The organism is Blastomonas sp., from assembly GCF_046294995.1.
GTDB lineage: Bacteria > Pseudomonadota > Alphaproteobacteria > Sphingomonadales > Sphingomonadaceae > Blastomonas.
On the sequence record NZ_JBKBOG010000004.1, the window covers coordinates 48,217 to 74,548 of the forward strand.

At 64.5% G+C, this 26,332-nt stretch carries 28 protein-coding genes; 18 read left to right on the forward strand and 10 right to left on the reverse strand.

What is annotated here, in order from left to right; translation table 11 throughout:
• Positions 1-34: 34 nt before the first annotated feature.
• From ACK4R0_RS07215 to ACK4R0_RS07235, 5 genes are all read left to right on the forward strand, one after another.
• On the forward strand, positions 35-469 hold the full coding sequence (locus tag ACK4R0_RS07215; protein WP_409672379.1) for an HPr kinase/phosphorylase: 435 nt from the start codon (positions 35-37) through the stop codon (positions 467-469).
• Between the two features lie 132 nt (positions 470-601).
• The gene (rapZ, locus tag ACK4R0_RS07220) at positions 602-1,498 is read left to right on the forward strand and encodes an RNase adapter RapZ (protein WP_409672803.1); all 897 of its coding nucleotides are present in this window, start codon (positions 602-604) and stop codon (positions 1,496-1,498) included.
• A gap of 131 nt (positions 1,499-1,629) precedes the next feature.
• Positions 1,630-2,040 (forward strand): PTS sugar transporter subunit IIA, encoded by a 411-nt coding sequence (locus ACK4R0_RS07225; protein ID WP_409672382.1) that lies wholly within the window; start codon positions 1,630-1,632, stop codon positions 2,038-2,040.
• The gene (locus ACK4R0_RS07230) at positions 2,037-2,309 is read left to right on the forward strand and encodes an HPr family phosphocarrier protein (RefSeq protein ID WP_409672385.1); all 273 of its coding nucleotides are present in this window, start codon (positions 2,037-2,039) and stop codon (positions 2,307-2,309) included. Before ACK4R0_RS07225 ends, ACK4R0_RS07230 begins: the two co-directional genes overlap by 4 nt.
• Before the next feature lie 19 nt (positions 2,310-2,328).
• Positions 2,329-3,156: a TrmH family RNA methyltransferase gene (locus ACK4R0_RS07235; RefSeq protein ID WP_409672388.1), complete on the forward strand. Its 828-nt coding sequence runs from the start codon at positions 2,329-2,331 to the stop codon at positions 3,154-3,156.
• A 751-nt stretch (positions 3,157-3,907) separates the two neighbouring features.
• Here ACK4R0_RS07235 and ACK4R0_RS07240 read toward each other — a convergent pair.
• Entirely contained in the window at positions 3,908-4,159 is a 252-nt protein-coding gene (locus ACK4R0_RS07240; RefSeq protein ID WP_409672390.1) for a hypothetical protein, read from the reverse strand.
• Between the two features lie 194 nt (positions 4,160-4,353).
• Positions 4,354-4,530 (reverse strand): hypothetical protein, encoded by a 177-nt coding sequence (locus ACK4R0_RS07245; protein ID WP_409672393.1) that lies wholly within the window; start codon positions 4,528-4,530, stop codon positions 4,354-4,356.
• A 94-nt stretch (positions 4,531-4,624) separates the two neighbouring features.
• On the opposite strand from ACK4R0_RS07245, the gene ACK4R0_RS07250 reads away from it, so the two are divergent.
• From ACK4R0_RS07250 to ACK4R0_RS07270, 5 genes are all read left to right on the forward strand, one after another.
• Positions 4,625-6,157: a M28 family peptidase gene (locus tag ACK4R0_RS07250; protein WP_409672396.1), complete on the forward strand. Its 1,533-nt coding sequence runs from the start codon at positions 4,625-4,627 to the stop codon at positions 6,155-6,157.
• 76 nt (positions 6,158-6,233) lie between these two features.
• Positions 6,234-7,691, forward strand: coding sequence for an IMP dehydrogenase (gene guaB / locus ACK4R0_RS07255; protein WP_409672399.1), 1,458 nt, complete (start codon positions 6,234-6,236; stop codon positions 7,689-7,691).
• A gap of 6 nt (positions 7,692-7,697) precedes the next feature.
• Positions 7,698-7,958: a hypothetical protein gene (locus tag ACK4R0_RS07260; RefSeq protein ID WP_409672402.1), complete on the forward strand. Its 261-nt coding sequence runs from the start codon at positions 7,698-7,700 to the stop codon at positions 7,956-7,958.
• A complete protein-coding gene (locus tag ACK4R0_RS07265; RefSeq protein ID WP_409672405.1) occupies positions 7,955-9,181 on the forward strand; it encodes an RsmB/NOP family class I SAM-dependent RNA methyltransferase in 1,227 nt (408 codons plus the stop codon). Before ACK4R0_RS07260 ends, ACK4R0_RS07265 begins: the two co-directional genes overlap by 4 nt.
• A 26-nt stretch (positions 9,182-9,207) precedes the next feature.
• Complete coding sequence (locus ACK4R0_RS07270) at positions 9,208-9,729, forward strand: tetratricopeptide repeat protein (RefSeq protein WP_409672408.1); 522 nt, start codon at positions 9,208-9,210, stop codon at positions 9,727-9,729.
• A gap of 241 nt (positions 9,730-9,970) precedes the next feature.
• Here the strand turns inward: ACK4R0_RS07270 and ACK4R0_RS07275 are convergent, their stop codons facing one another.
• From ACK4R0_RS07275 to ACK4R0_RS07285, 3 genes are all read right to left on the reverse strand, one after another.
• Complete coding sequence (locus ACK4R0_RS07275) at positions 9,971-10,963, reverse strand: YdiY family protein (RefSeq protein ID WP_409672411.1); 993 nt, start codon at positions 10,961-10,963, stop codon at positions 9,971-9,973.
• A gap of 38 nt (positions 10,964-11,001) precedes the next feature.
• Positions 11,002-11,478, reverse strand: coding sequence for an RNA pyrophosphohydrolase (locus ACK4R0_RS07280; RefSeq protein ID WP_409672414.1), 477 nt, complete (start codon positions 11,476-11,478; stop codon positions 11,002-11,004).
• Between the two features lie 123 nt (positions 11,479-11,601).
• Entirely contained in the window at positions 11,602-12,579 is a 978-nt protein-coding gene (locus tag ACK4R0_RS07285) for an alpha/beta hydrolase (RefSeq protein ID WP_409672417.1), read from the reverse strand.
• 192 nt (positions 12,580-12,771) lie between these two features.
• On the opposite strand from ACK4R0_RS07285, the gene ACK4R0_RS07290 reads away from it, so the two are divergent.
• A complete protein-coding gene (locus tag ACK4R0_RS07290) occupies positions 12,772-13,941 on the forward strand; it encodes a glycoside hydrolase family 5 protein (protein ID WP_409672420.1) in 1,170 nt (389 codons plus the stop codon).
• Between the two features lie 217 nt (positions 13,942-14,158).
• Positions 14,159-15,055, forward strand: a complete 897-nt coding sequence (locus ACK4R0_RS07295; RefSeq protein ID WP_409672423.1) for a hypothetical protein — start codon at positions 14,159-14,161, stop codon at positions 15,053-15,055.
• Positions 15,056-15,129: 74 nt separating this feature from the next.
• Here ACK4R0_RS07295 and bfr read toward each other — a convergent pair whose 3' ends face one another.
• From bfr to ACK4R0_RS07310, 3 genes are all read right to left on the reverse strand, one after another.
• Complete coding sequence (gene bfr / locus ACK4R0_RS07300; protein WP_409672806.1) at positions 15,130-15,609, reverse strand: bacterioferritin; 480 nt, start codon at positions 15,607-15,609, stop codon at positions 15,130-15,132.
• Between the two features lie 144 nt (positions 15,610-15,753).
• On the reverse strand, positions 15,754-15,924 hold the full coding sequence (locus tag ACK4R0_RS07305) for a bacterioferritin-associated ferredoxin (protein ID WP_409672426.1): 171 nt from the start codon (positions 15,922-15,924) through the stop codon (positions 15,754-15,756).
• 65 nt (positions 15,925-15,989) lie between these two features.
• Complete coding sequence (locus ACK4R0_RS07310; RefSeq protein ID WP_409672429.1) at positions 15,990-17,228, reverse strand: DUF418 domain-containing protein; 1,239 nt, start codon at positions 17,226-17,228, stop codon at positions 15,990-15,992.
• Between the two features lie 217 nt (positions 17,229-17,445).
• Between ACK4R0_RS07310 and ACK4R0_RS07315 the strand changes: the two genes are divergently transcribed.
• The 6 genes from ACK4R0_RS07315 (at position 17,446) to ACK4R0_RS07340 (ending at position 22,432) form a co-directional block, all read left to right on the forward strand.
• Entirely contained in the window at positions 17,446-17,880 is a 435-nt protein-coding gene (locus ACK4R0_RS07315; protein ID WP_409672432.1) for a PaaI family thioesterase, read from the forward strand.
• Between the two features lie 63 nt (positions 17,881-17,943).
• Positions 17,944-18,579 (forward strand): TetR/AcrR family transcriptional regulator, encoded by a 636-nt coding sequence (locus tag ACK4R0_RS07320; protein ID WP_409672435.1) that lies wholly within the window; start codon positions 17,944-17,946, stop codon positions 18,577-18,579.
• 167 nt (positions 18,580-18,746) lie between these two features.
• Positions 18,747-19,670, forward strand: coding sequence for a YghX family hydrolase (gene yghX, locus ACK4R0_RS07325; RefSeq protein WP_409672438.1), 924 nt, complete (start codon positions 18,747-18,749; stop codon positions 19,668-19,670).
• A gap of 193 nt (positions 19,671-19,863) precedes the next feature.
• The gene (locus ACK4R0_RS07330) at positions 19,864-21,297 is read left to right on the forward strand and encodes a cytochrome ubiquinol oxidase subunit I (protein WP_409672441.1); all 1,434 of its coding nucleotides are present in this window, start codon (positions 19,864-19,866) and stop codon (positions 21,295-21,297) included.
• Positions 21,294-22,295, forward strand: coding sequence for a cytochrome d ubiquinol oxidase subunit II (cydB, locus tag ACK4R0_RS07335; RefSeq protein ID WP_409672444.1), 1,002 nt, complete (start codon positions 21,294-21,296; stop codon positions 22,293-22,295). Before ACK4R0_RS07330 ends, cydB begins: the two co-directional genes overlap by 4 nt.
• Positions 22,295-22,432: a DUF2474 domain-containing protein gene (locus tag ACK4R0_RS07340; protein ID WP_409672447.1), complete on the forward strand. Its 138-nt coding sequence runs from the start codon at positions 22,295-22,297 to the stop codon at positions 22,430-22,432. The genes cydB and ACK4R0_RS07340 overlap by 1 nt, the downstream gene beginning before the upstream one ends.
• 6 nt (positions 22,433-22,438) lie before the next feature.
• Here ACK4R0_RS07340 and ACK4R0_RS07345 read toward each other — a convergent pair whose 3' ends face one another.
• Together ACK4R0_RS07345 and ACK4R0_RS07350 are read right to left on the reverse strand one after the other, a co-directional pair.
• The gene (locus tag ACK4R0_RS07345) at positions 22,439-23,728 is read right to left on the reverse strand and encodes an aminotransferase class V-fold PLP-dependent enzyme (protein ID WP_409672450.1); all 1,290 of its coding nucleotides are present in this window, start codon (positions 23,726-23,728) and stop codon (positions 22,439-22,441) included.
• A gap of 13 nt (positions 23,729-23,741) precedes the next feature.
• Positions 23,742-26,105 (reverse strand): TonB-dependent receptor plug domain-containing protein, encoded by a 2,364-nt coding sequence (locus tag ACK4R0_RS07350; protein ID WP_409672453.1) that lies wholly within the window; start codon positions 26,103-26,105, stop codon positions 23,742-23,744.
• Positions 26,106-26,332 lie beyond the last annotated feature (227 nt).

Genomic DNA, 26,332 nt, shown 5'->3' on the forward strand with positions numbered 1-26,332 from the left:
GACGGACGCGCAAGGCGAGGAGGGGGAGGACGCGATGCAGCCTGGGGAACAGTGCACCTATCCGGCAAGCTGCGTGAGCATCGGCGGGGCGGCGATCCTGATCACCGGCGAATCGGGCATCGGCAAGTCGGAACTGGCGCTGGCGCTGATCGATCGCGGCGCGCGGCTGATCAGCGACGACCAGGTGGCGTTGCGCTGCGCGGGCGCAGGTCTCATCGCGACGCCGGCGCAGAACATCGCCGGGCAGATCGAGGTTCGCAACTTGGGGCTGATGCCGATGGCGACAGGGCCCGAATGCCCGGTGGCGCTGCTGGTGGAGCTCAATCGCGACGCCCCGCGCTGGATCGAGCGGTGCGACCAGCGCGTGATCCTGGGGGTCGCGATCCCGCAGATCGGGTTGACCCCGGACAGCCGTGTGCTTGCGATCAAGGCCGAAATGGCGTTGCATGCCTATGGGCTCAAGGTCTAGGTCTGGCGCTTGTCTGCGGCCATATGCATGCCGCACCGGGGTGGCAAAATGACCGATGCGAACACTGATCACGCCGCTGATGGAGCTGCTGACGCCGCTGCCGACATCGGCGCGCCACCACGCCAGCGGGTGATGCTGGTCACCGGTCTGTCGGGCGCGGGCAAGACCACCGCGCTCAAGACGCTCGAGGATCTGGGCTGGGAGGCGATCGACAATTTCCCGATCCGGCTGCTGCCGCTGCTGATCGATACCCCGCATCCTGTGGGGCAGAGCGGCCAGGACCGGCCGCTGGCGATCGGCTTCGACACGCGCACCCGGGGATTCGATCCGGCCTCGATCGTGCGGCAGGTGCGCGATCTGGAGCAGCGCCCCGAATATGCGGTGAGCACCCTGTTTCTCGATTGCGCGGGCCGCGAGCTGCAGCGGCGCTATGCCGAAACCCGCAGGCGGCACCCGCTGGCGCAGGATCGCTCGGCCGAGGCGGGGATCGCCGAGGAGCGCGAATGGCTGCAGCCGCTGCGCCGCTGGGCCGAGAACGTCATCGACACCACCGACATGCCGCTGTCCGATCTGCAGCAGGAAATCCGCCGCCGCTTCGCGCTCGACCAGTCGCCGACCAGCATCATCCTTTCCAGCTTCGGCTTCGCGCGCGGCATGCCGCCCAGCGCCGATCTGGTGTTCGACATGCGCTTCCTGCGCAATCCGCACTGGGACAGGGGCTTGCGCGAACTGACCGGGCTGGATGCGCAGGTGGGGGAATTCGTGATGGCAGACCCTGCCTATCAGGGCGCGGTCGACCGGATCGTCGACCTGCTTAGCTTCCTGCTGCCGCGCTATCAGGCGTCGGCCAAGGCCTATGTCCACATCGCGATCGGGTGTACCGGCGGGAGACACCGCTCGGTGTTCGTCGCCGAGCAGATAACCAAGCGCTTGCAAGATGCGGGCTTTTGTCCCACTGTCCAGCATCGCAACCTGACGTCACGACCTGTCGATGCCATAGAAGGAAGTCCCGGCAAGCCGCCCGAATGATGGCGGCACGAGCGGGCAAGGAGGGGTGAGGCATTCGGCATATGGTCTGACCGAGATATCCTCACGAACCAAATCTCTTGGCTCAGATAAGTTCTGGCTCAGATATAGGCACATTGGTACAAGCACCCCCTATGATCGGTCTTATTCTCGTCACCCACGGACGGCTCGCACAGGAGTTTCTGGTCGCGATGGAACATGTGGTCGGCAAGCAGCAGAACATTGAAACCATCGCCATCGGCCCCAATGACGACATGGAGCAGCGCCGCGTCGACATCGCCAACGCCATCGCCAAGGTCGATAACGGCAAGGGCGTGATCGTGCTGACCGACCTGTTCGGCGGCACGCCCTCCAACCTTGCTATCTCGCTGCTCGATGCCGGGCGCGTCGAGGTGATCGCAGGCGTCAACCTGCCGATGCTGATCCGTCTCGAAGGCGCGCGCCGGTCGATGAACGTGCGCGACGCGGTCGCCGCCGCGCGCGATGCCGGGCAGAAGTACATCAGCGTCGCGTCCGACCTTTTGGGGCAGGAAAGCGCGCGATGATCGCCGAAACGGTGATGATCACCAATGCGCGCGGGCTCCACGCCCGTGCCAGCGCCAAGTTCGTCACCGCCGTGGCGCGCCTGCCCGAAACGGTGCAGGTGCGCGTCAGCAAGGACGATAACACCGTCACCGGCAATTCGATCATGGGGTTGATGATGCTGGGCGCGGCGCGCGGCGACAGCATCACCATCACCGCCGAGGGTGATGGCGCCGATGCCGCGCTCAAGAAGCTCGTCGGGCTGGTGATGGACGGCTTCGGCGAGGACTGATCGTCCCGCCTGATACGCCATGACCATCGAACGGCACATCATCACCGGCTTTTCCAACCCCGCGGTCAAGGCCGCGCGCTCGCTGCGCGAGAAGAAGCACCGCAAGCGCGAGGGGCGGTTCCTTGCTGAAGGCCTGCGGCTGCTGACCGAGGCGCGCGAAGCGGGCATCGTTCCGGAAGCGCTCTGGCTGGGCCAGCAGCGCGATCCGCACCCTTTGGTCGATGCGCTCGAGCGCGCGGTGGCGGACGCTGGCGGCGTCATCTACGAGACCACCACCGACATCCTCTCCAAGATCTCGGGCAAGGACAACCCCCAGACCGTGCTCGGCGTGTTCGCCGACCTGCCCACATCGCTGGCGCGGCTCGACCGCAGCCGATCGGGCATCTGGCTGGTGGCGCAGGCGATGCGCGATCCCGGCAATCTGGGCACGATGCTGCGCACCTGCGATGCGGTGGGGGCAGGCGGCCTGATCCTGGTCGACCAGTGCGTCGATCCGTTTTCGGTCGAAGCGGTGCGCGCCAGCATGGGCGCGGTGTTCACCGTGCCGCTGGCACAGGCGGACTGGGCCGACTTCCTCACCTGGCTGCGCGCAGGCCCGGGACAACTGGTCGGCACCAGCCTCAACACCACCAATGATTATCGCGGCGCGGCCTATGTCAGCCCGACCTTCCTGCTGATCGGCAACGAGGCGCAGGGGCTTCCAGCGGACTATGAGGCCGCGTGCGACCTGCTGGTCAAGATCCCGATGCTGGGCAAGGCCGACAGCCTGAACGCGGCGGTGGCAGGGGCGGTGATGGCGTACGAGGTGCTGGCGCATGACCGGGCGACCAGCGGCCAGGCTTCATAATCAACGGCCTGTAAGCGACAGTCCTTGATCGGTGCGGCGCGTCGGCCGCTTCTTTGTCCTCTTCTTGTATTCCTTGCCCAGCGACCTTGCTTCGTCTTTTCCGCAGCGCTTGGGACTGAGGTCAGCCGCCTCCAACGCTCTCCACGACGAAAAGCTTTTGATCATCGCAGTATTGCAATGCTTGCAATTGCTTCGCCAATTGAGGTTGTCGAACCATGCGCGGCGTCGAGCGGGCTTGTGACCCGTAAAAAGACAAATAAAGGGGACGCGAATCGACATATTGTTAACATACTGCACTGCAACATGGAGTCAAAACAGTTATTGTAACTTATGTTGTGATGATCGCATCGAAATGAGACATTTGATTGTGGTGCAATTGCGTCAATTAGAACTGCAATTTGGATATACAACTAGATCAGAGATACCATCTGGTAACCATCCGTTATTTCAATAGAAATAATTGGGCATCCATCAAGGCAATATCGCTCCTCGCACCAAGGCGACGTGAGACTCATGCACTTGCACGGGACGGTCATCGTAAGGGCGATGTCTTCGTTTCAAGACTGTCGGGTCAAGCGGCTCGCTCATGTAATCGTCTCATGCATCGTCCACAGTTCGATAGTGTCTGCATTCAATTGCGTGCGAAATTTACGTATATTTGCATCACTGGTCGTGAGCGGCGCGCTTTACGCGGTTGCTTGCGCTCGGGCGCAGGAACGGCGCCTACTCGTGCAGGCCCTGGTAACCGAAGTCAGAAGGGCTTCGACGTCCGACTGGCCCGCTCGGCAGAGTCCGCCCGGGTCAGCACTTTCGCTTCATCCTTGCTGCAGCGGCCGACATCGTAGTCGCAGTCGCGGAACGTGCGCCAGCCATTGAACGTCTTGATAAGCGATGTCTGGCAATAGATGCAGTTACTGCGCCAATTCAAGTTGTCGAACCAGGCGCGACCGCGATTCGGTTTATGCCCGATAGCAACACATGCAAGGGGAATACGAATCTCCATATGATTACTATATTGCAATGCAGCATCGAATCATAATGCAAAGTATGCACTCGTAATGCATTTGGACGCAATTTTATGAAGTTGTCCAAAACACAATTGCTTACGACGCAACATCGGTTTGTCATCGGATGGACTTATTTAGAATACGGATAACCGACTGATTCTGTTTGGATTGATACGGAGCGTCCCCGTTTTCACGACGCGCGCAACCGCCGCTTTCCCTTCAACCGGCTGGTCAGATGGTAACGCCCGCAGCGGTCGCAGGCATAGACGCGCAGGTCGATGTCCGCTGCCAGCGCCGCGTGCACCGCCTGTGCCTCGTCGGCGAAGCTCTGTTTGCGCTGGCAGATGCTCAGCCGGGTGCGGGGCATATTTGCAACAGCCTCGTTTTTTTAGGGGTAGGCGATCGGCTGACCGCGCACGCCTCTCTTGCACCACGGCGTCGGTTTGCGCCATGAGGTTGGCATGATCATTTCCTTCGGGTGTCGCGCCCTCTCCGCCCTCGCCGTTTCGGCGGCATTTCTTCAGATCCCCGTTGCTGCGCAGGAAAGACCCGCGCCGATCAGCGAGAGCGAAGTGCGCAGCCATATCGCCGTGCTGGCAAGCGACGATTTCGAGGGGCGTGCGCCGGGGACATCGGGCGAGACCAAGACGCTCGATTATCTCGCCAAGACCTGGGCATCCTATGGCCTGGTTTCGGGCACCAATGATCCAGCGAGGCCCTGGTTTCAGCCGGTGCCGCTCGTCGAGCGCAAGCCTTATGCGCAGAGCTTCCAGGCGATGCGTGGTTCCCGGCCGCTGAAGGTCGACAACGATGCGCTGATCCTTGCAAGTCGCAACCCGACCGACAGCGTCAGCGGCGCACCGTTGTTCGTGGGCTATGGCGTGGGTGCCGATGGCAAGCTCAACGCCGATGTGCGCGGGCGGATCGTCATCATGCTGTCGGGGGAGCCCGATTTCGCCGGTGCCGCCAAGCTGCCGGGCAGGCGCGACCGTGAAAAAATGCTCGCCCAGGCGGGGGCATCGGCCGTGCTTGTGACTGCGTCCGAAGGCGCATCGTGGAGCAGCGCGCGCGCGTCGCTGGCATCCGGATCGATGCGGCTGGCGAACGACGATGTCAGCGCGTCGATCCACGGCCTGCTGCGTGCGGACGCCGCCGATGCGCTGATGCGGCCCGCCGGTCTGTCGCTCCAGGCCGCCACCCGGCGCGCGCGCGAACCGGGCTTCGCGCCGGTCGAGCTGCCGGTGACGCTTGATCTGACCGCAAGCACGCAGGTGCGCAGCTTTGCCAGCCACAACGTCATCGGCAAGATTCCGGGCGCCAAGCCAGGGTCGGGTGCGGTGCTGCTGCTGGGCCATTGGGATCACCTGGGCATCTGTCGCAGCGAGGAGGCCGAAAACCGGATCTGCAATGGTGCGGTCGACAATGCCAGCGGCATGGCGGTGCTGCTCACCGTCGCCGAGCGGCTGGCGCGCAATGCGGCCAGCGGCGCACCGCTTGACCGCGACGTTTATTTCATGGGCACCACCGCCGAAGAGCGCGGCCTGCTCGGCGCGTATCATTTCGCCGACAACCCTGTCGTTCCGCTCGACCAGATCGTGGTCGCGCTCAACGTCGATACCGTCGCGATCGCGCCCAAGGATGCGCCGGTGGCGATCGTCGGGCGCGGCGAGAGCGGGCTTGACGAGATCGTCGATCAAATCGCGATCGGCATGGGCCGAACGGTCGATACCGACACCGAGGCCAACGCCTTCATCCGCCGGCAGGACGGCTGGGCGCTGGCGGCCAAGGGGGTCAAATCGATCATGGCCGGCGGATCGTTTTCGGACATGACGCTGCTGCAGGCATTCCTCACCAGCGTCTATCACCAACCCGAAGACGAGCTGACCGATGCGACGCCGCTGGGCGGTGCGACCGATGACGCCAATCTGCATGTCGAGCTGGCGCGTCATTTTGCCGATGAGGCGAAATATAACCCCGCAACCACTGGCGATTGAGGCGCAGCTTGGTTACATGGGCCGCCACCGGTCGCGGATAGACCGACCGAATCAGCAATCGAAAGTGGCATCGCGCATGGACATCCCCCTCGGCCTCACCTTTGACGATGTTCTGCTGCGTCCCGCAGCGTCGGAAATCGTGCCCAGCCAGGCAGATACCTCGACCTATCTGACCAAGACGATCAAGCTCAACATCCCGGTGCTGTCGTCGGCGATGGATACCGTGACCGAGGCGCGGATGGCGATCGTCATGGCGCAATTGGGCGGCATCGGCGTGCTCCACCGCAACTTGAGCATCGAAGAGCAGATCGCCGCGGTCCGCCAGGTCAAGCGCTTCGAAAGCGGCATGGTGGTCAACCCGATCACCATCACCCCCGATGCCCCGCTCGCTGAAGCGCAGGCGCTGATGCGCTTGCATTCGATCTCGGGCATCCCGGTGGTCGAAGCCTCGGGCCGTCTCGCGGGCATCCTGACCAACCGCGACGTGCGCTTTGCCGAGAACCCCAACCAGCCGGTGCGCGAGCTGATGACGCGCGACAACCTTGCCACCGTGCCCGCCGATGTCGGGCAGGAAGAAGCGCGCCGCCTGCTGCACCAGCGCCGGATCGAAAAGCTGCTGGTGGTCGACAAGGACTATCACTGCATCGGCCTGATTACGGTCAAGGACATCGAAAAGGCGGTGATGAACCCCGATGCGACCAAGGATGCCGCAGGCCGCCTGCGCGTCGCTGCCGCGTCCACCGTCGGCGAGGCGGGTCTTGAGCGCAGCAAGGCGCTGATCGATGCCGAGTGCGACCTGATCGTGGTCGATACCGCGCACGGCCACTCCAAGATGGTCGCAGTCGCGGTCGAGGCGATCAAGAAATATTCGAACCACGTCCAGGTGATCGCGGGCAACGTCGCGACCGGCAGCGCCACCCGCGCGCTGATCGATGCGGGCGCCGACGGCGTCAAGGTCGGCATCGGCCCCGGATCGATCTGCACCACCCGCGTCGTCGCCGGTGTCGGCGTTCCGCAGCTGACCGCGATCATGGAATCGGCCGAGGAAGCCGACAAGTCGGGCATCCCGGTGATCGCCGATGGCGGCCTGCGCACCTCGGGCGATGCTGCCAAGGCGCTGGCCGCAGGCGCTTCGACGATCATGATCGGGTCGATGCTGGCGGGCACCGAAGAGGCGCCGGGCGAAACCTTCCTGTACCAGGGCCGCGCCTACAAGAGCTATCGCGGCATGGGCAGCGTCGGCGCGATGGCGCGCGGCAGCGCCGACCGCTATTTCCAGCAGGACATCAAGGACCAGCTCAAGCTCGTCCCCGAAGGCATCGAGGGTCAGGTGCCGTTCAAGGGCCCGGCGCGCGATGTCGTCCACCAGCTGGTCGGCGGGATCAAGGCGGCGATGGGCTATACCGGATCGCCGACGATCGATTCGCTGCGCCGCAACGCCGAGTTCGTGCGGATCACCAATGCGGGCCTGCGCGAAAGCCATGTCCACGACGTGTCGATCACGCGCGAGGCCCCCAATTACCCGACCCGCTGACGCACGATGATCGAACTGGTCCCTTATATGCTGATGCTGGTCTGGGCCGCGCCCGATCAGCCGGGCGGGTTCGAGATCGAGCGGGTGGCAAGTCTGTTTGCCAGCGAAGCGGATTGCGACCAGACGGCAGCGCAACTGGTGGCGGAAGCCTCGGGCAAGGCGATGGCACACCGGTGCCTGCCGGTGCCCAAGACCGGGGAATATGACCGGCTGTTCGCGCAGATCGACTCTGATCGCAGCGCAGCTACGCCCGAGCGCGGCGAATGAACCCTTCGGCCCGTGTCCAGGCGGCGATCGACCTGGTCGATGCGATCCTCAATGCCGCGCGCGGGCAGGGGGCGAGCGCGGATACGCTGGCGCGCAATTTCTTCCGCGACCGGCGGTATATGGGATCGGGCGACCGGCGCGCGGTGCGTGACCTCGCCTATCGCGCGGTGCGGCGCTTCGGTGAGATCCCCGATAACGGCCGCGCCGCGATGGCGGGGCTGGCGCGCGAGGATGCCGCGCTTGCCGTCTTGTTCGACGGCAGCGGCTATGGCCCTGCGCCGCTGGGCGATGCTGAACCGGTTGCCACCGGCGGGGTGATCCCCGGCTGGATCGAGTCGCGGCTGCCCGGGCTGTTCGATGCCGCCGAGAAGCACGCGCTGCTCGATCGCGCCGCGCTCGACCTGCGGTTCGATCCTCAGCGTACCGATCGTACGGCCCTGAGCGCGCAATGGCCCGAGATCGAATTCAGCGATGCGCTGCCCCGCGCCGCACGGCTGCCCAACGGCACCGCTGTCGAGGACAGCGCATTATGGCAGCAAGGCGCGATCGATGTGCAGGACTGGGGCAGCCAGGCGATCGTCGCGGCGTGCGACGTTCCCGATGCCACGCTGGTGATCGATCTGTGCGCGGGGGCGGGCGGCAAGACGCTGGCGCTGTCGGCGATGTTGCCTGAGGCGCGGATTATCGCATCGGACACCAGCCGCGACCGGCTCGCGGCGATGGAACCGCGGCGCAGGCGCGCCGGGCCGGACAGTATCGAGACGTTGCTGCTCGATCCACGGCGTGAGTGGGAAAAGCTCGAAGCCTTTGCCGGCCAGGCCGATGTCGTATTGGTCGATGCGCCGTGCAGCGGGTCGGGCACCTGGCGCCGCAACCCCGAAACGCGCTGGCGGCTCACCCCCGAGCGGCTGGACCGGCTGGTCGCCGAGCAGGCGCGGCTGATCGAGATCGCGATGCGGCTGGTGCGGCCCGGCGGGACGCTGGTCTATGCGGTGTGCTCGCTGCTGCCCGACGAGGGGGCACGGCAGGTCGCGCGCGCCTTGTATGGTCAGCCCGGTTGGCATATATCCTTGGAACATATGAACATTGGCCGCCTGCTTGGGTTGGATGGTGAACTGGCAGATGCGGGCGATCCCGCGCCGCAGTCTGCTGGAATCCTCCTGACGCCGCATCACGACGGCACCGATGGCTTTTTCTTCACAAGAGCGATGCGGTCGTGTTAGCCTTGCGGTCAGCCTGGGAGAATATCATGCGTTTTGCGCCCGCAGCCGTCGCGCTGTCTTTGTTGCTTGCCACCGTATCCAGCACCAGTATCGGCCAACCGATGCGCCATGCGGTCAACCCCGTGTCGCAGGCGCTGGTCGATGAAGGATCGAGCGTCCAGCAGACCGGCAGCCTCGACGATGCGATCAATCTTTACGAAGCCGCACTGGCGGTCGATCCGGGCAATCGCGGCGCCTATATCGCGCTCGCGCAGGTCGCCAGCGCGCAGGGCTTGCCGGGCAAGGCGATCCGTTTCTATCGCGAGGCGCTGCGGCTTGACCCCAATGATGTCGCGGCGCTTGCAGGCCAGGGCGAGGCGATGATCCAGCGCGGCGCGGTGGAAAAGGCACGGCGCAACCTGGTGCGGATCGAAGCGATCTGCACCTCCGCCTGCACCGAATCCGCCCGGCTGATCGCCGCAATCGACAAGGCCGCCACCAAGCCGGTGCTCTCTGCCGAAGCGGTGGCATCGACGCCGACGGTGACCCCGATTACCGAGCAGCCTTGAGCCTCTAATCGCATTCGGTAGCTTCCGTTTTCCGGCGAAAGCCGGAATCCAGGGCGGCTGCAGTGCAATCCAACTCCTGGGCTCCGGCTTTCGCCGGAGAACGGGTTTTGGAACAATGTGGGATACCCATAGTCCCGTCATTCCCGCGAACGCGGGAATCCCGCTTTCTTGCTAACCAATGCGCACAAGCGGGACCCCCGCGTGCGCGGGGGTGACGATAAACGGTAAGGCTAATTCGACATCAAAACCCGTAAACCAGTGTCAACCGGCTCGTCGTATCCGTCGGCTGGCGGCCGATCGCGGGCGTCGATTCGTACTGCACGGTGTACGACAACCGCGCCTTCAGTTTGCCGATCAGCTGGCTGTCGAGCGCGGCGACCGAGAACAGGGTGCTGCGATCTTCATCGACATAGGCGCTGGCCGCTTCGGACAGGCTGATCGTCGGGGTCAGCCTGAGTTTGATATCGACCGAGGCCAGGCCCGCCAGCACCGATTCGTCCGTTCCCGTGGTCAGCCTGGTGAACCGCCACGCCGGGCCCGCCTTGACGTTGAGCTTGGCATCATCGCCGGTCAGCAGGCTGTAGCCGATCCCGCCCGAGACGCTGTAGCGCGCGTGGAAGCCCTGGAACCGGTCCTGCTCATACTGGCCCAGCCCATAGACATAGCCGCGCTCGTTGAACTTGTAGTTGGGCTCGGCGCTGACGCGGTACTGTTCGCGCACGACCACTTCGTTGGTTTCCTGGTAATCGGCGCGCCCGAGCAGGCCCAGGCGCCAGTCCTCTCCTTCGGCGGTCAGTTTTAGCCCGGCGGCGAATCCCATTCCCGGCGCGTTGCCCGTGCTGGTGAACGCGCCCAGTTCGCCTTCGCCCGTATATTTGATGTCGGCCGCCGCGGTTTCCTTCACCGCTGGCGCGGCAGCGGGCGCAGACCCGGATGCGGCGGCCTGCGCCACCACGACCGGAGCGGCCGGAACGGGGACCGGTACAGGGACGAAGGCCTGCCTGCTGGTCGAGCTGTCGGTGCGGAAGGCTGCGACCTGCGCGTCGATCGCCTCTGCCGATTGCGGGTGCGCCTGCTTGGCATAGCGCAGGACCGCGTCGAGCCCGGCCTGATCGCCCGAGCGCAGCGCGGTATCGATCAGCTTGGAGACGCCATCGGGCACCTGCGCGGCCAGCGGCTGGGCAGCGCACAAGATCGCTGCGATTGCGCAGAGCAACGCGCGGGTTGCGGTCAAGGCTGGTCTCCCCACTCGGGCTGAAGCAAGCATGCAGCCTAGATCAGCGGACGGAACTCTTCCACCACCGCGCGATACAACCGTCGCTTGAAAGGCACGATCAGTCCCTCCAGGCTCTCTGCCGGAACCCAACGCCATGTGCGGAACTCAGGGTGGTCGGTCTCGATGTCGATATCGGCATCGGTGCCCATGAAGCGCATCAGGAACCAGAACTGGCGCTGGCCGCGATATTTGCCGCCCCACATCTTGCCCATGAGGTCGGTGGGAAGGTCGTAAAGATGCTCGTCGCGCGAGCGTGCGATGATCTCGACGAGATGCGGCGCGATGCCGGTTTCCTCGCCCAGTTCGCGATAGGCAGCCTGTTCGGGTTCCTCGCCCGGATCGATCCCGCCCTGTGGCATCTGCCAGGCGTCGGCGCTGCTATCCAGCCGTTGGCCGACGAACACCTTGCCATCGTTGTTGACCAGCATGATGCCCGCGCAGGGACGATAGGGAAGACTGTCAAATTCGCTCATGGTGCACGCCTTAGCGGTCAGCGCACGGAAAAGGCAATTGAACAATCGTCGGCAGGCGCATTGTTGCGGCGAACGCCGGGCTGTCGCGGCAATCCCGCCCCTTCGCCGCGCGCGACTTTGCGCCTACGGCTTGAGCATGGCGTTCATCGCGCGGAAGATCGCATCGCAATCGCCCTGCGCGCTGGGCGCGCCCTTGCGCAGGCAGATGAAGCCGTGGATCGTCCCGCGCATTTCCATAAAGGTCACGTCGACGCCCGCCAGGATGGCGCGCGCGGCAAAATCGCGGCCCTGGTCCCGCAACGGGTCGAGCCCGGCGGTGACCAACAAGGTCGGCGGCAGGCTGGCAAGATCGCCGTTGATGCAGTCGTTGCGCACGTCACCGGGGGTGGCGGCATAGGCGTTGCCGAACCAGTTCATCGTATCGGCGGTGAGCAGATAGCCTTCGGCGAATTGAGTAAACGATCCGCCGGTCTGCGACGAATCGACCACCGGGTACAGCGGCGCCTGCGCGATCACCGGGACGGCTGCGGGATTGGCGACCAGCGCCTGGGTGGTGACGATCGCGAGATTGCCGCCTGCGCTGTCGCCGGTGAAGACGAGGCCGGTGATGTCCAGCCCCAGCGTGCTGCCGTTGTCCGCCAGCCAGCGTGCCGCGGCCTCGCAGTCCTGCGGCGCTGCGGGGAAGGGGTGTTCGGGCGCCAGCCGGTAATCGACCGCGATCACCGGCAGGTCGACTGCGGCTGCCAGCGCGGTGCAATAGGGGTGGTGCGTATCCAGATCGCCGATCACGAAGCCGCCGCCATGGAAGAACATGATCACAGGACCTGCCTCGCGGGTTTCGCGCGCATCGTAATAGCGCAGGCCGATCTCGCCGCCAGGTCCGGGGCAGCTGAGGTCGCGCACGATCGCCAGTTCGGTGGGCTCTGCATCGGCGACGAAGCGCATCATGCGATAGGCCTCACGCGCATCGGCGGGGGTCAGCTCGTTCATCGGCGGCGCGCCTGCGGCGGCCAGCATCGCCAGCAGCATCGCGACATCGGGGCGGACGAACGGGCCGGTCTGGTCGTCGCTTGCGCGCTGCAATTCCATGGTGTCGCTCATCCTTGTGTCATCCTCTGTGCTGCTTTTAACCGGGAGGTTAACGCGTCGGATGCGGCGGGTCCATCGACAATCTCGTGCGTCCTATCGCGACATCGCGCGTAACCGTGTGTCAGCATCGGTTCAGCGATGCAGCCGTAGCGAACACCGGTGGCCGCGCGTAACGGTTGCCGACACGATGCCAAGGAGTGCCCGATGCCCGATCCCTTCAACCGACGAACCCTTCTGGCCGGTCTGGGCGCTGCAGGCGCTGCGGTGGCGGTGGGACAGGGCGGTGCCGGCTGGGCGTTGCAGCGGGTCTCGGCGGCAATGAACTCTGGCCCACCCACGCTGCCGGCACGGATGCGCGGGTTGAACCTCGAGCTGTCCCCCGGGAGCCTTGTTCCAGGGATCGCGCGCGAACTTGCAGGCTGGGGCGTCAATACGGTCCGCGTCAACTTCTCGACCGATCTGGCCGCCGGCACCGCGCCCGACAAACGCATCGTCCGGCCCGGCCGGACCGATCCGCTGGCGCCTTATCGCACCAACCTGGCGATGCTGAAGGCTTTCACCGCCGAATGCGCTGCACTGGGAGTCGGCGTGATGCTGTCGGCGAGTGGGATTTACGGGCGCGACACGGTCAATCTGGACGACAGCAGCGGCGCATCGTTCCGCGCCGGGGTGGGCAACAGCCTGATGCAGTTCTGGCCCGCCATCGCCCGCGAACTGCGGGACGACCCTGCGATCTTCGCATACGACGTGTTCAACGAACCCAATTACACCTTCCGCCGCGAGGCCGATGGCGCGGTATGGTACGAGCAGCTGATGCCCGAGGCGATCCGCCGGATCCGCGCGGTCAATAAGTCGATCTGGCTGGCGGTGATGCCCTGGCCGTGGGGCTTTGCGTCGCGCTACACCTCGATGCCGCTGATCGACGACCCGGCGATCCTCTATACGTTCCACAATTACACGCCGCACAACTACACTCACCAGGGCCTGGGTACCGCGCCGCGCGGGGTCCGTTATCCCGGCGACATCAGCGAGTACGACACCGAAGCCCCGCGGCGGTGGGACCGCGCTGCGCTCGCAGCATCGATGCAGCCCGCATTCGATTTCGCCCGTCGCCATGGTGTCAGGATGATGGCGAGCGAATTCGGCGTGACGCGCTGGGCACCGGGACGCGACCGCTGGGTCGCCGATATGCTGTCGATTTTCGAGGAGAACAACGCGGACTGGCTGTTCCATACCTACAACACATGGAACGGCTGGAACCCCAGTTTCCGACCCGATGCCGAGGAGGTGGGCGTCTATCCGACACTGTACGGCGGATACAATTCGCCCACGCACCAATTGCTGCGCCGTCACTGGCGGCTGAACGCCGGGTAATTCGGAGGCAGAGCTTGCAGGAAAGAGCGAGGCAATCAATCGTGACCATGCTGCCGGACATGCGCAGTTGGGCGAAGGCATTCGCTGGTCGATCGATTGCCGAATAGACTTGAATTGAATTTGATTTCAGATGCCCGGGCACGGACGATACGCTATAGTGATGCCGCTGCGACTACCTAGCTTCCGTTTGAGGTCGATCGATATGGCACACCGACACTTGCTTGCATCCCTGGTTCTGCCCGCCCTGCTCGCCTTGCCAGGGCCCTCGCTGGCGATCGCTCCGGGCGATGACGATCCGATCGTCGTGACCGGCCAGCGGATGACGCGCGGCGAAGCGCATCAGATGGCCCGCGCCTACACCCGCGCGGTGCTGGCTGCCCCGCAGTCCGATCAGAACGCACGCTGGGCCGAGCCGTTGTGCATCGGCGCGATCGGGCTGCGCGCCGAGGTCGCCCAACCATTGATCGACCGGATCGAGGCAACTGCGCGCCAGGTCGGCGCACGGGTGGCGAAGGGACAATGCCAGCCCAATGTGATGATCGCATTCCTGCTGGACAGCGACGCCGCGTTCGCGAGGCTGGAGCGCAAGCGTCCCGATCTGCTCGACACCACCCGCAGGGACGAGCGCCGCACGCTTGGGCAGCCGGGGCTGCCCGTGCGCTGGTTCTATGGCCAGGTGGTCGAAGGGCTGGGCGGACGAGGCGTCGGCCCCGATGCAGCAGGCCTTGGCGGAGCGCCTGGCGCACTGATGGACCTGCCGGTGCTCAACCAGGGCGCGGCCAGCCGGATCAACAGTCCTGCACAGGTCAGCATCAAGGGTGTCACGGTGATGGTTGACGTGCCGCGTATTTCCGATGTGCCGTTCGACACGCTCAGCGACTATCTCGCTTTCGGCATCCTATCGCGCACCCGGCTGGATGCCGAGCCGGAGGGCATGAGCATCATGTCGCTGTTCAGTCCTGCGGCAGCAGCGACCGAACGCCCGACCGGCCTGTCCGACCTCGACCGCGCAATGCTCAAGGCACTCTACAAGATCCCGATCAACCGCAGCGCTGCGGTGCACCGCAACCAGATGGCAAGCGAGATGATCAAGGAAATCGCTGCGGTGCAGTGATCGCAAGCGCCGCTGCCGCTGCCCTGATCCAGCCCGCCCACCCCGCGCCGGCAGGGTGAGCGCGGGCGTCCGGATCAATCCTCGGCGGGGCTCGACTGCAACTGGACGTAGTTCTCGATGCCCATGCGCGCGATCAGGTCGAACTGCGCCTCGAGCGTATCGACATGCTCTTCCTCGCTGGTGAGGATGTAGGCGAGCAGGTCGCGGCTGCCATAGTCGCGGACGCTTTCGCAATAGGCGATCGCTTCCTTGAGCATCGGGATCGCTTCGTTCTCGAGCGCGAGATCGGCCTTGAGGATTTCCTCGACCGTCTCGCCGATCTTCAGCCGTCCGAGCAGCTGGAAGTTGGGCAGGCCATCAAGAAACAGGATGCGATCGGCGAGCTTGTCGGCGTGCTTCATCTCGTCGATGGATTCTTCGTACTCGAACTTGGCGAGCTTCTTGATGCCCCAGCTCTGCAGCATCTTGGCGTGCAGGAAATACTGGTTGATCGCGGTCAGTTCATTCTTGAGCGCGTCGTTGAGAAATTCGATGACCTTGGGGTCGCCCTTCATATAATGCTCCTGTGCTGCCCGCGCACCGACTTGAGGGGCGGGCATGTGAAATGCAGGAAGCAACTATAGCGGGAAAACGGGTCTTTGGGAAGCGTTGCAGCGCGGGAAATAGTTGAATTTTAAAGGGAAATTACCAGGCTATTGCTATGCGGTCGCAGTTTCCCGGCTGATAATGCTTTGCGCAAACGACAGACACTGGCCGCATTTGGGACGCCGGCCCAGACGGGCGTAAACCTCGGACGGGCGGCCCGCGCCATCGCGCAAAGCGTCCTTGAGGTCCTGTTCGCGAATCGCGTTGCAGATGCAAACTACCATGCGTCTCTCCTGTTGATGCAGGAATAGCGATAATGCGAACGCATCGCAACAGACTTTTTGCGACCCTATCGCAAACGCATCGGTTGCAGGCTCCGACGCGCCAGAGAGCGCCACAGCCATTCCGCAGGTCCGAACCGGAATCGCTGCAGCCAGGGCTTTGACCATAATAGCATGATTCCCCAGGTTCCGAAAACGAACAGCATCGATGTTATGCGATCGATTCTGCCGAACAGGCCCAGGCCCCAGCCGTAGAAGATGAAGGTCATCAGCACCGTGGTGCCCAGATAGTTGCTGAACGCGGCGCGACCGGCGGCAGCGACCCGGCCGATCAGCGCGTGTTCCTTGTGCCGGACGATGATCCACAGCAGCGCCGCAGCCCATCCGACGGTCAGCGCCACACGGAAGGGGAAGGAAAACGTGAAGAAGGCGCCGAAGGTGATCATCGTGTCATAGCCCGAGGCGATCACCCAGGCGGCCAGCGCGACCATCGGCGGCAGGCCGATGGCGAACGCGCGGATGGCGACCTTGGCATAGATCGCCGGCGCCCACAGTCCCAGGATGAACCCGCTTTTAAGCATCGCCATGCCCAGCAGCATCATGCCCAAGGTGTCGAGCGTGAACAGCAGCAGCGCGTTGGTCAGCGAAGATGGAAAGGTCGACAGATTGTCGGCGAAGATCGTGGGCCATCCGCTCCTGTAGAGCGCAAGATCTTTGGCGATCTCGTCCGACCCCGGTTTGCCGAAGCTGGCCAGCATCTTACGCGTGTTCTCGATCGTCTCGGCATCGGCGCCGGGCGCCAGTCCCGCGATCGATTGCCACCAGCTTCCCCCCAGCACCAGCCCGGTGATCACCAAGTACAACGAGAACAGGATGATCGCCCAGCGCACCAGCTGCTTGATGTCCTTGTGGATGAAGAACAGCGCCAGCGTGCCGCAGATCGCATAGGGCACCAAAATGTCGCCCCACCACAGGACGATATAATGCGCCGCGCCGATAACGAACAGCCACGCCATCCGGTTGAGGTGCACCGATGGCGCGTTCTGCCCCGATGCTTGCGCGCGCTGGATCACCAGCAGCATGCTTGCGCCGAACAATACGCTGAACAGCCCGCGCATCTTGCCGTCGAACAGCACGAAATTGGTCGCCCAGACGCCGATGTTGAGCGGATCGGTGCCGCCCCATGCGGATGGATTGATATACGCCGCGCCGGGCATGGCAAAGCCCGTGATGTTGAGCAGCAATATGCCCATCACGGCAAAGCCGCGCATCGCATCGAGCGAGAGGTGTCTGTCGGTTGTGGTCATCGGTCGGGCCCCCGGCTTGGCTCCTGACCGTTCGGTCGGAGTGCCTGGCCCATCGACAGCACAGACTTTGACGGATTGCCAGAGGGAATGGATCAAGGCAGCGGGGGAGTCTGCCAACCACGCCGCAACAGCGGATTGACAAACGGACCAGTCGGTTTAATCTTTGCACCAGACCGACCGGTCGCGTGGCCGGTGCGCCAATCAGCGGAGCAGAACGATGACCCAGCCTGATTACTCGGATGCCAGGATGGAAAACGGCCTGCGCAGCGCCTCGCAATCGTCCGGATTCAACCGATGGAGTGGCATGCGTCTGATCGCTGCTGGCGGTGGCCAGGTCTGCCTTGAGCTCGATGTCCGCGAGGATCAGACCCAGCACCACGGCTTCGTGCACGGCGGAATCATCGGCGCTTTGGCCGATACCGCGTGCAGCTGGGCCGCAGCGACGGTGGCGGGCGACGTCGTCACCGCGAGCTACACGCTGCAGTTTCACGCGCCTGCGACCACCAAGTTGCTGCGCGTCCACGCGGCGGTGATCAAGCAGGGCAAGCGTAATGTGTCGGTGGAAGCGCAGGTATTGGCCGTCGACGATGCTGGCGGCGAGCGCCGCGTCGCCACTGCGCTGGCGCTGATCGCCGTGGTCGCCGCATCATGAGCGCCCCCAATGCGGCAACAGCCTGCTTGACGCCGCCCCCATGGCCGCTAGACTGAACGGTCTATGATGCTTTTTGTTTCCAATGATGGCGTGGCGCGTGCCGCGACCGCAGGCGCCGCCACACAGGACGCGAGCGTTCACCCGACGCGGCTGCGGCTGCTGCAGGTCGCCACGCGCTTGTTCCAGCAGCGCGGCTATCATGCGGTCGGTCTGGCCGAGATCCTGGCGCTCGCCGAAGCGCCCAAGGGCTCGCTTTACCACCATTTCCCCGGCGGCAAGCCCGAGCTGGCTGAAGCGTGCATCACCCGGATCGCAGCCAGCACGCTGAGCGCGCTCGACGAAGCATCGGGTTCGGGCGCTGATATCATTGGGTTTTTACGCCAACTCGGCGCAGAATCCTGTGCCTGGCTCGAGCGCACCGACTGGCGCGACGGGTCGCTGCTGGCGGTGATCGGGCAGGAGCAGGGCGGCGGCGACACCGCGCTCGCCGATGCGGTGCGCATCGCCTATCAGCGCATCGAAATGCGGCTGGCCAAATGGCTGATGCTCGAAGGCGTGGCGGTCGCCCGCGCGCGCGACATCGCTGCGACCATCATCGCCGCGCACGAAGGCGCGATGCTGCTGGCGCGGTGTAGGCGGGATACCGCGCCGGTTACGCTGACCACCGACATGCTGTGCGCGATGGTGGATCGCGGCTGAGCGCGCCTGGCAAGACCGACCGGTTCAGGCCTAGACCGCCCGGTCCAATCTGCGCCTGCGCGCCCGATGAAACGGCCCGGCGGGAACAAATGGCCGGCGAGACGCTTGCAGCCCTGGGCGATTGATGCACAATGCGGTTCGATCGCCAGCAACCCGAGGATGCCGTCTTGACCCAGTCCCCACCTGAAGCACGGCCTGTCACCCGCGCGATGCGCGCCAGCGATTTCCACCCGCATATCCTCGAGATTTTCGATGGTTACGTGCATGGCAAGCTCAGCAAACGCGAGTTTATCCGGCAAGCGGGGCGGTATGCAGCGGCAGGCGTCACCGGGCTGATGATCTATAACCAATTGCGCCCCGATTACGCGCTGGCGCAGCAGGTGGCGCCCGACGATCCGGCCATCGAGACCATGCGGGTGGAATATCCCAGCCCCGAGGGCCATGGGACCGTGCGCGGCCTGATGGCGCGGCCCAAGGCCGCGAAGGGCAAACTGCCCGCCGTTCTGGTGGTGCACGAAAACCGCGGGCTCAATCCCTACATCGAGGATGTCGTGCGGCGGCTCGCAAAATCGGGCTATCTGGCGCTTGGACCGGACGGTCTAACGTCGCTGGGCGGCTATCCCGGCAGCGATGACGAGGGCCGCACGATGCAGGCCTCGCTCGATCCGGCCAAGCTGATGGAGGATTTCTTCGCCGGCTTCGAATACCTGCGTGATCATGACGGCGCGACCGGCAAGGTCGGCGTCACCGGCTTCTGCTATGGCGGCGGCGTGTGCCACGCGCTGGCAGTGGCCTATCCCGATCTGGCTGCCGCAGCGCCGTTTTACGGGCGCCAGGCGAAGCCCGAGGAGGTGCCATCGATCAAGGCGCCGTTGCTGATCCACTTCGCCGAGAACGATGAGCGGGTCAATGCGACCTGGCCGGCGACCGAGGCTGCGCTCAAGGCGAACAACAAGGAATATCAGGCGCATTTCTATCCCGGCACCAGCCACGGCTTCCACAACGACACCACGCCGCGCTACGACGAGGCGGCGGCAAAGCTGGCATGGGACCGGACCCTGGCGCTGTTCGACAGGACTTTGCGCGCCTAGACCAATCGGTTTAACGGTGCGTTGCGCCGGAATTCGCATGCTGCTGGACATCTGAGCGCAACGCTGGGACAATCTGTCACATTGCCGTGTTAGGTTGGCAGGCCTAAATCCCGGCAATCTTCGCGGGGGCGGGCATTCCGTACTGGAAGCCCGGCCGTCCCCCGCCGCAGCGGTTCGCGAAAGGTCGCATGGCATGTTCGACGGTTTTGATGCGTTGATGCTGGCACGCATCCAGTTTGCCTTCACGGTGAGCTTTCACTTCATCTTCCCCGCATTTTCGATCGGTCTGGCGAGCTATCTCGCCGTGCTGGAAGGGCTGTGGCTCAAGACCAACGACAACACCTATCTCGATCTGTTCAAATACTGGCGCAAGATCTTCGCGATCGCCTTTGCCATGGGCGTCGTCTCGGGGATCGTGATGTCGTATCAGTTCGGCACCAACTGGTCGGTCTATTCGGATCGCACCGGACCGATCCTCGGGCCCCTGATGGCCTATGAAGTGCTGACCGCGTTTTTCCTCGAAGCGGGCTTCCTGGGCGTCATGCTGTTCGGCATGGACAAGGTGGGCCGCAAGCTGCACTTCACCGCCACCTTGATGGTCGCGCTCGGCACCTTCATTTCTGCGTTCTGGATCCTCAGCGTCAACAGCTGGATGCAGACGCCGACCGGCTATGAGATCGCGGCCAATGGCCAGTTCGTCCCCGCCGGCAGCTGGCTCGATATCATCTTCAACCCCAGCTTCCCCTATCGCCTGGTCCACACCGTGATGGCGGCGTATCTGACGACCGCGTTCGTCGTGGGCGCGGTCGGCGCCTATCACCTGCTCAAGAACAAGACCGACATGCGCGCGCGGCGGATGTTCTCGATGGCGATGTGGATGGCGGCGCTGGTCGCACCGTTGCAGATTTTTGCAGGCGACATGCACGGGCTCAACACGCTTGAGCACCAGCCCGCCAAGGTGATGGCGATGGAAGGCCATTACGACAGCCACCCCGATGGCGCGCCTTTGATCCTGTTCGGCATCCCCAATAGCGCGGAAAAGCGCGTGGATTATTCCATCGAAATTCCAAAGGCTTCCTCGCTGATCTTGAAGCATGATCTCAACGCGCCGCTGGCCGGACTTGATACCATTCCTGAAGATCAGCAGCCGCCGGTGGGCGTGGTGTTCTGGTCGTTCCGGATCATGGTCGGGATCGGGTTTGCGATGCTCGGCATCGGGCTGTTCAGCCTGCTGGCGCGGGTGCGCGGACGGCTGTTCGACTGGCCGTGGCTGCACCGCGCAGCGATCGTGATGGGCCCATCGGGCTTCGTCGCGGTGATCGCCGGTTGGGTGACGACCGAGGTCGGCCGCCAGCCTTACACCGTCTATGGCCTGCTCACGACGGCAGAGAGTGTCTCGCCGCTGGCAGCGCCTGCGGTGGGTGCGTCGCTGCTCGCCTTCGTCGTCACCTATTTCATCATGTTCGGCGCTGGTACGCTGTACATCCTCAAGCTGATGAGCAAGCCCGCCACCGGGCACGAGGAAGCCGCCGCCTCCGGACCGCTGCGCACCGCAGGGATCACCCCGGCATCGGCGGACAGTTCGCGGCGCGGACAGAGCGCCACCATGCTGGAGGAGGGCGCATGAGCATCGACCTGACGATCGTCTGGGCGTTCATCATCGCCTTTGCCGTGTTCGCTTATGTTGTGATGGACGGCTTCGACTTAGGGATTGGCATCATCTTCCCGGCGCTGGGGCGCGGGGCCGAGCGTGACAAGGCGATGAACTCGGTCGCGCCGGTGTGGGACGGCAACGAGACCTGGCTGGTGCTGGGCGGGGGCGGGCTGTTCGCCGCTTTCCCGCTGGCCTATGCGATAATCCTTCCTGCGATCTATCCGCCGATCATCGCGATGCTGCTGGGGCTGGTGCTGCGCGGCGTGGCGTTCGAGGGGCGCTGGCGCGATCCCAACCACCAGCCGTTCTGGGATTTCGCGTTCACCGCAGGCTCGCTCGTCGCCGCGTTCGCGCAAGGGGTGACGCTGGGCGCGCTGCTGCAGGGGGTCGAGGTCGATGGCCGCGCCTATGCAGGCGGCTGGCTCGACTGGTTGAGCCTGTATTCGGTGCTCACCGGCATCGGCACCGTCATCGGCTATGGCCTGCTGGGATCGACCTGGCTGATCATGAAGACCGAAGGCCCGGTGCAGGACCATGCCTATCGCATGAGCTGGAAACTGTTTCCCGCAACCCTGCTCGCGCTGGGTGCGGTCAGCCTTTACACACCGTTCCTGGACGCCGGCTATTTCGCGCGCTGGTTCACCTTTCCCAACGTGCTGTTTTCGGCGCAGGTGCCGGTGCTGGTCGCGGTGATCAGCTTCGCGCTGCTGCGCGGGTTGCAGAAGCGCAAGAACTACGCGCCGTTCCTGCTGACGCTGGCGCTGTTCCTGCTCGGCATGATCGGGCTGGGGATCAGCATGTTCCCGTATGTCGTGCCCGACGAGGTGACGATCTGGGATGCGGCCACCCACCCCAGCAGCCAGATGTTCATGCTGGTTGGCACGCTGTTCATCGTGCCGCTGATCATCGGCTATACCGGCTGGGCGTACTGGGTGTTCCGCGGCAAGGTCGGCGATGAGGGCTATCATTGATGGCGCTGGATGACCCCGACCGTGGCGATGCGCGCCCCCTGACGCAGAAGATCGGCTGGATGGTGGCGATCTGGCTGATGTCGGTCGGCGTCATCGGCGTTGTCGCCTATGCCATCCGCTGGTGGATCCACGCCTGACGCGGATCAGCCCTTGGCCATGGCGGGGGCCAGCTCCAGCAGCGCCTTCGCCAGCGCATCGACATCGACCATCGTGTTGCACAACGCAGGCGTGACCCGGACGCAGCTGCCCTGGGCAACCCCGCCGCGCTGGACGGTGAAGATGCCGTGCCGGTCGAGCAGGGCCTGGGCCATGGCGCGATTGTCCGCGTCGCTGAGGCAACCGCGGACCCTGAACGATGTTATGGCGCCGTGCATGCGCGCGTCGTCGGGTGTCAGCACGGAGACATCCGGGTGGCCGCGCAGCTGCCCCACCCACCGGTCGCGCAAGGCCCGCAGCCGGCCTTCCCGCGCTCTACCACCGATCGCCGCCTGAAAATCCAGGGCTGCGGGCAGGGTCAACAGCGCAGCCATATCGACCGTTCCGGTGTGCACCCGCGCGCGGATGCTGCCGGTGTCGGAGACGTCCTCGGCGATGTCCGTATCGATCGCGTCGAGCCGCCCGGCGCGGATGTACATCGCGCCAACGCCCAGCGGCGCGCCGATCCACTTGTGGAGATTGAATCCGATGAAATCCGCGCCGAGATCGCGCAGCCGGTAATCGACCTGGCCCAGGCTGTGCGCGGCATCGAGGATGACGTCGATGCCCCGCGCCCGCGCCATGTCGGCGATGGCGCGAACCGGCAGCATCAGGCCGGTGCGGTGGCTGATATGCGTCAGCAGCACAAACTTCAGGTCGGGATGCGCGCCGAACGCCGCTTCATAGGCCGCCAGCACGGTATCGTGCGTTGCAGGCTCGGGCAGGTCGATCTTCACCACGCGCGCGCCGCGCAGCCGCGCCGCGTTGACCAGGCTGAGCTGCATGCTGTCATAATCGAGATCGGCGTACAGCACGGCGCTGCCGGGTCCGATGCGGTTGTACCCGCCGATCAGCGCCTTGAGCGCTTCGGTGGCGTTGCGCGTGAACACGATCTCGGTCGCGTCCACACCCAGTTGAGCGGCCAGCCGGTGCTGCGCGGCCATCAGGTCGCGGCCCATGCCCCGGCGGGCGTAAAAGCTGGTGTCGCGGTTTACCCGGGCCACCTGCTGCTGATAGTGCTCAAGCACCGGGCGCGCCATCATCCCCCAATTGCCGTTTTCCAGCTGGATGACCGCGTCGGTGACATCGTAGTGCGCGGCGATGCGCGCCCAATAGGCCTCGTCATCGGCAGCGGCGGCGGGGGCAAAGTCGCCCGCCGCATGCGCCACCGACGGGGCAAGGGGCGCAGCAGCGATGGCCGCTGCGCCCGTCATCAAGGTTCTGCGATTGATGGTCATGCCGCTTTATGCGTCAGAACTGCACGCCCAGGCGAACATAATATTGGCCGCCATCGGTATCGTACGGTGCGTTACGCGAATAGATCAGACCGCGCACCGCCTGGTTGGTGGCCTCGTCGGGATAGGTGTTGAAGATGTTCTCCGCGCCGATCTTGACCGAAAGGTTCTCGGTGAACTGATAGCCCGCCGACAGATCGAACAGCACGATCGATCCGAAGCGCTGGAAGATGTCTCCGGTGGCATTGCCGCTCGAGTCGGTCCACGCCCCGTAATAGCGGCCGTTGGCGGTCACGGTGAAGCCTGCGATGGCATAGCCGATCGACCCGGTGGCGTTATGCTGCGGCAGGCGTTCCTCGAACAGGCGGCGCTGGGTGTCATTGCCGATCGTGACGCTGGTGCCGTTGGTCACCTTGGTCTGGTTGTAGTTGTAGGCCAGCCGCGCATTGAGCGTACCGTCGCCCAAAGCCGAAGAGTACGCGAGCACGACATCGACACCGCGCGTGCGGGTATCGAAATCGTTGGTGAAATAGCTGATCGAGGTGAACTGCAACGGGTTGGGCACGCCGGCGGGAACCGCAAAGGCATTCGACTGGCCAAACCGGTCGCGCACATCGATCTGATACGCATCGATGCTCGCCGACAGCCCGAAGTCGGACTGGAAGGTCAGCCCGGCGGTGAAGGTTTCGGACTTTTCGGGCTGCAGGGGCTGGGCACCCAGCGCGATGGCTACCGGATCACTGGTCGACAGCCGGCCGCGGGTGAAGATCTGAAGCGTCTGCGTGTCGAGGCCCTGCGATGTGTTGGAGGTGTTCGACTGGCCCGGGGTCGGCGCGCGGAAACCGGTCGAATAGGCACCGCGGATCGCAAGACCCTGGAGCGGCTCGAAACGTGCCGAGAGCTTGTAGTTCACGGTGTCGCCGAAGTTGGAGAAATCTTCGTACCGCGCCGCCACGCCCAGCGTCAGCGGTTCTGCCGGGCGCCATTCCAGATCGAGATAGCCGGCATAGCTTTCCTGTCCGAACGATCCTGCCTGGTTGGGGGCAAAGCCCGGGAAGCCATTGGAATTGGGGGCGAGCCCCGCCACAGCGCCGGGGCCGACCGCATAGGATGCAGGATCGCCTGCGGTGACGGCATAGGTCTCTTCGCGGCGCTCGCCGCCAAAGGCGATGTTGATCGGTTCGAACGCGCCGACATCCAGCCGGTAGACGAAATCGGCGTTGAGGTTGAATTCGCGCTGTTCGAGCCGCCCGAGATAAAAGCTGGTCGGGCTGTTCGGGCCGAGCGAGGCATTGAGCGATTCGCTCATCAGATAATCGATCCGGCTGCGGCCCGACGATGCGCTGATGTCATAGGTGAACACGGCGCTGCGGTCGGCGCTGCGCAGCCCGGCGACAGCCTGCAGATCCTCGAACTCGGTGCCGAAGCGCGGCGTGAAGCCGGCGGGGTAGACCTGCGAGAAATTGAAGCCGGGGAACACCGCCGTGTTGGCGTAGACATTGGCGGTGCCGACGGGGTTGCGCCAGTTGAAATCGGTGACGCCGTCGCCGCCGCTGGCGGTGCCGAAGGCGTAGATTTCGAGGCCCTCGGTGAGCGCATAGCGCATGTTGATCGCGCCGCGCATGACACGCGATTCGGGCTGGCCCCAGCGTTGCACCGGGTTGGGGATCACCAGATCGGGGCGGGCGGCCTGCAGCGCGATGGCATCGGGGCGCTGGCGGGTGCGCGAGGTCGCCGCGTTCTTGCTGTATTCGCCCGAAAACACGATGCTGCCCCGGTCACCGAGCGCCAGGCCACCCTGCAGGGCGCCCTGATAATTGTCGCCATCGCCTTCATAATATTGCGAGAACTGGGCGGCAGCCTCCATGCCGGGCTGGTCGTCGAGGATGATGTTGATCACGCCTGCGATCGCGTCCGACCCATATTGCGCCGATGCGCCATCGCGCAGCACCTCGATCCGCTTGATCGCGATCGTCGGAATGGTGTTGAGATCGGGCGCCTGCGCGCCGCGGCCGCCGAGCAGCGCCGAACGGTGATAGCGCTTGCCGTTGACCAGCACCAGCGTGTGGTCGGGCGACAGGCTGCGCAGGCTGGCCGGGCGGACGAACGCCTGGCCATCGGCAGCGGGCAGCCGCTGGACGTTGAACGAGGGCAGCAGCCGGGCCAGCGTGTCCGACAGGTCTTCGGAGATGACATTGTCGATCCCCTCGGACGACAGCACATCGACGGGGGCCATCGTGTCGAACTGGGTGCGGGTGGCGTCACGGGTGCCGGTGACAATGATCAGGTCTGACGACGCGGCATCCGCGGCCGGCGCAGCATCGGCGGCCTCGACGGTCTGCACCGCCTCGCTGGCGTGCGCAGCGGCAGGATAAAGCATAGCGAATTGCAGCGCGACCACTGCGCACCCTGGAAATTTCGACATTGAATGAACCCCGTGAAAACTGCCATTGTTTGGCTGCAGCGGCGGTTAGGGTCGGGTGGCGTCGTCCTGATGACCCAATTGTATACTATTGATGACAATTGGATTGCGGTTCTGTCACAGTGCCGACGGCGCTGGATTCGACGCGCAAGGCGGCGCTAACTTTCTGCCCGAGGATATGATAG

Excerpts from the sequence above, each read along its gene's own strand:
- ACK4R0_RS07305 (WP_409672426.1), bottom strand. The coding sequence starts at position 15,924 with ATGGTAGTTTGCATCTGCAACGCGATTCGCGAACAGGACCTCAAGGAC.
- ACK4R0_RS07240 (WP_409672390.1), bottom strand. The coding sequence starts at position 4,159 with ATGGAGATTCGTATTCCCCTTGCATGTGTTGCTATCGGGCATAAACCG.
- ACK4R0_RS07215 (WP_409672379.1), top strand. The coding sequence starts at position 35 with ATGCAGCCTGGGGAACAGTGCACCTATCCGGCAAGCTGCGTGAGCATC.
- ACK4R0_RS07270 (WP_409672408.1), top strand. The coding sequence starts at position 9,208 with ATGCGTTTTGCGCCCGCAGCCGTCGCGCTGTCTTTGTTGCTTGCCACC.
- rapZ (WP_409672803.1), top strand. The coding sequence starts at position 602 with ATGCTGGTCACCGGTCTGTCGGGCGCGGGCAAGACCACCGCGCTCAAG.
- ACK4R0_RS07315 (WP_409672432.1), top strand. The coding sequence starts at position 17,446 with ATGACCCAGCCTGATTACTCGGATGCCAGGATGGAAAACGGCCTGCGC.
- ACK4R0_RS07280 (WP_409672414.1), bottom strand. The coding sequence starts at position 11,478 with ATGAGCGAATTTGACAGTCTTCCCTATCGTCCCTGCGCGGGCATCATG.
- ACK4R0_RS07260 (WP_409672402.1), top strand. The coding sequence starts at position 7,698 with ATGATCGAACTGGTCCCTTATATGCTGATGCTGGTCTGGGCCGCGCCC.
- ACK4R0_RS07290 (WP_409672420.1), top strand. The coding sequence starts at position 12,772 with ATGCCCGATCCCTTCAACCGACGAACCCTTCTGGCCGGTCTGGGCGCT.
- bfr (WP_409672806.1), bottom strand. The coding sequence starts at position 15,609 with ATGAAGGGCGACCCCAAGGTCATCGAATTTCTCAACGACGCGCTCAAG.
- ACK4R0_RS07350 (WP_409672453.1), bottom strand. The coding sequence starts at position 26,105 with ATGCTTTATCCTGCCGCTGCGCACGCCAGCGAGGCGGTGCAGACCGTC.
- ACK4R0_RS07345 (WP_409672450.1), bottom strand. The coding sequence starts at position 23,728 with ATGACCATCAATCGCAGAACCTTGATGACGGGCGCAGCGGCCATCGCT.
- ACK4R0_RS07230 (WP_409672385.1), top strand. The coding sequence starts at position 2,037 with ATGATCGCCGAAACGGTGATGATCACCAATGCGCGCGGGCTCCACGCC.
- ACK4R0_RS07285 (WP_409672417.1), bottom strand. The coding sequence starts at position 12,579 with ATGAGCGACACCATGGAATTGCAGCGCGCAAGCGACGACCAGACCGGC.
- ACK4R0_RS07340 (WP_409672447.1), top strand. The coding sequence starts at position 22,295 with ATGGCGCTGGATGACCCCGACCGTGGCGATGCGCGCCCCCTGACGCAG.
- ACK4R0_RS07225 (WP_409672382.1), top strand. The coding sequence starts at position 1,630 with ATGATCGGTCTTATTCTCGTCACCCACGGACGGCTCGCACAGGAGTTT.
- ACK4R0_RS07235 (WP_409672388.1), top strand. The coding sequence starts at position 2,329 with ATGACCATCGAACGGCACATCATCACCGGCTTTTCCAACCCCGCGGTC.
- cydB (WP_409672444.1), top strand. The coding sequence starts at position 21,294 with ATGAGCATCGACCTGACGATCGTCTGGGCGTTCATCATCGCCTTTGCC.
- guaB (WP_409672399.1), top strand. The coding sequence starts at position 6,234 with ATGGACATCCCCCTCGGCCTCACCTTTGACGATGTTCTGCTGCGTCCC.
- ACK4R0_RS07320 (WP_409672435.1), top strand. The coding sequence starts at position 17,944 with ATGATGCTTTTTGTTTCCAATGATGGCGTGGCGCGTGCCGCGACCGCA.
- ACK4R0_RS07265 (WP_409672405.1), top strand. The coding sequence starts at position 7,955 with ATGAACCCTTCGGCCCGTGTCCAGGCGGCGATCGACCTGGTCGATGCG.
- ACK4R0_RS07330 (WP_409672441.1), top strand. The coding sequence starts at position 19,864 with ATGTTCGACGGTTTTGATGCGTTGATGCTGGCACGCATCCAGTTTGCC.
- ACK4R0_RS07250 (WP_409672396.1), top strand. The coding sequence starts at position 4,625 with ATGATCATTTCCTTCGGGTGTCGCGCCCTCTCCGCCCTCGCCGTTTCG.
- ACK4R0_RS07310 (WP_409672429.1), bottom strand. The coding sequence starts at position 17,228 with ATGACCACAACCGACAGACACCTCTCGCTCGATGCGATGCGCGGCTTT.
- ACK4R0_RS07245 (WP_409672393.1), bottom strand. The coding sequence starts at position 4,530 with ATGCCCCGCACCCGGCTGAGCATCTGCCAGCGCAAACAGAGCTTCGCC.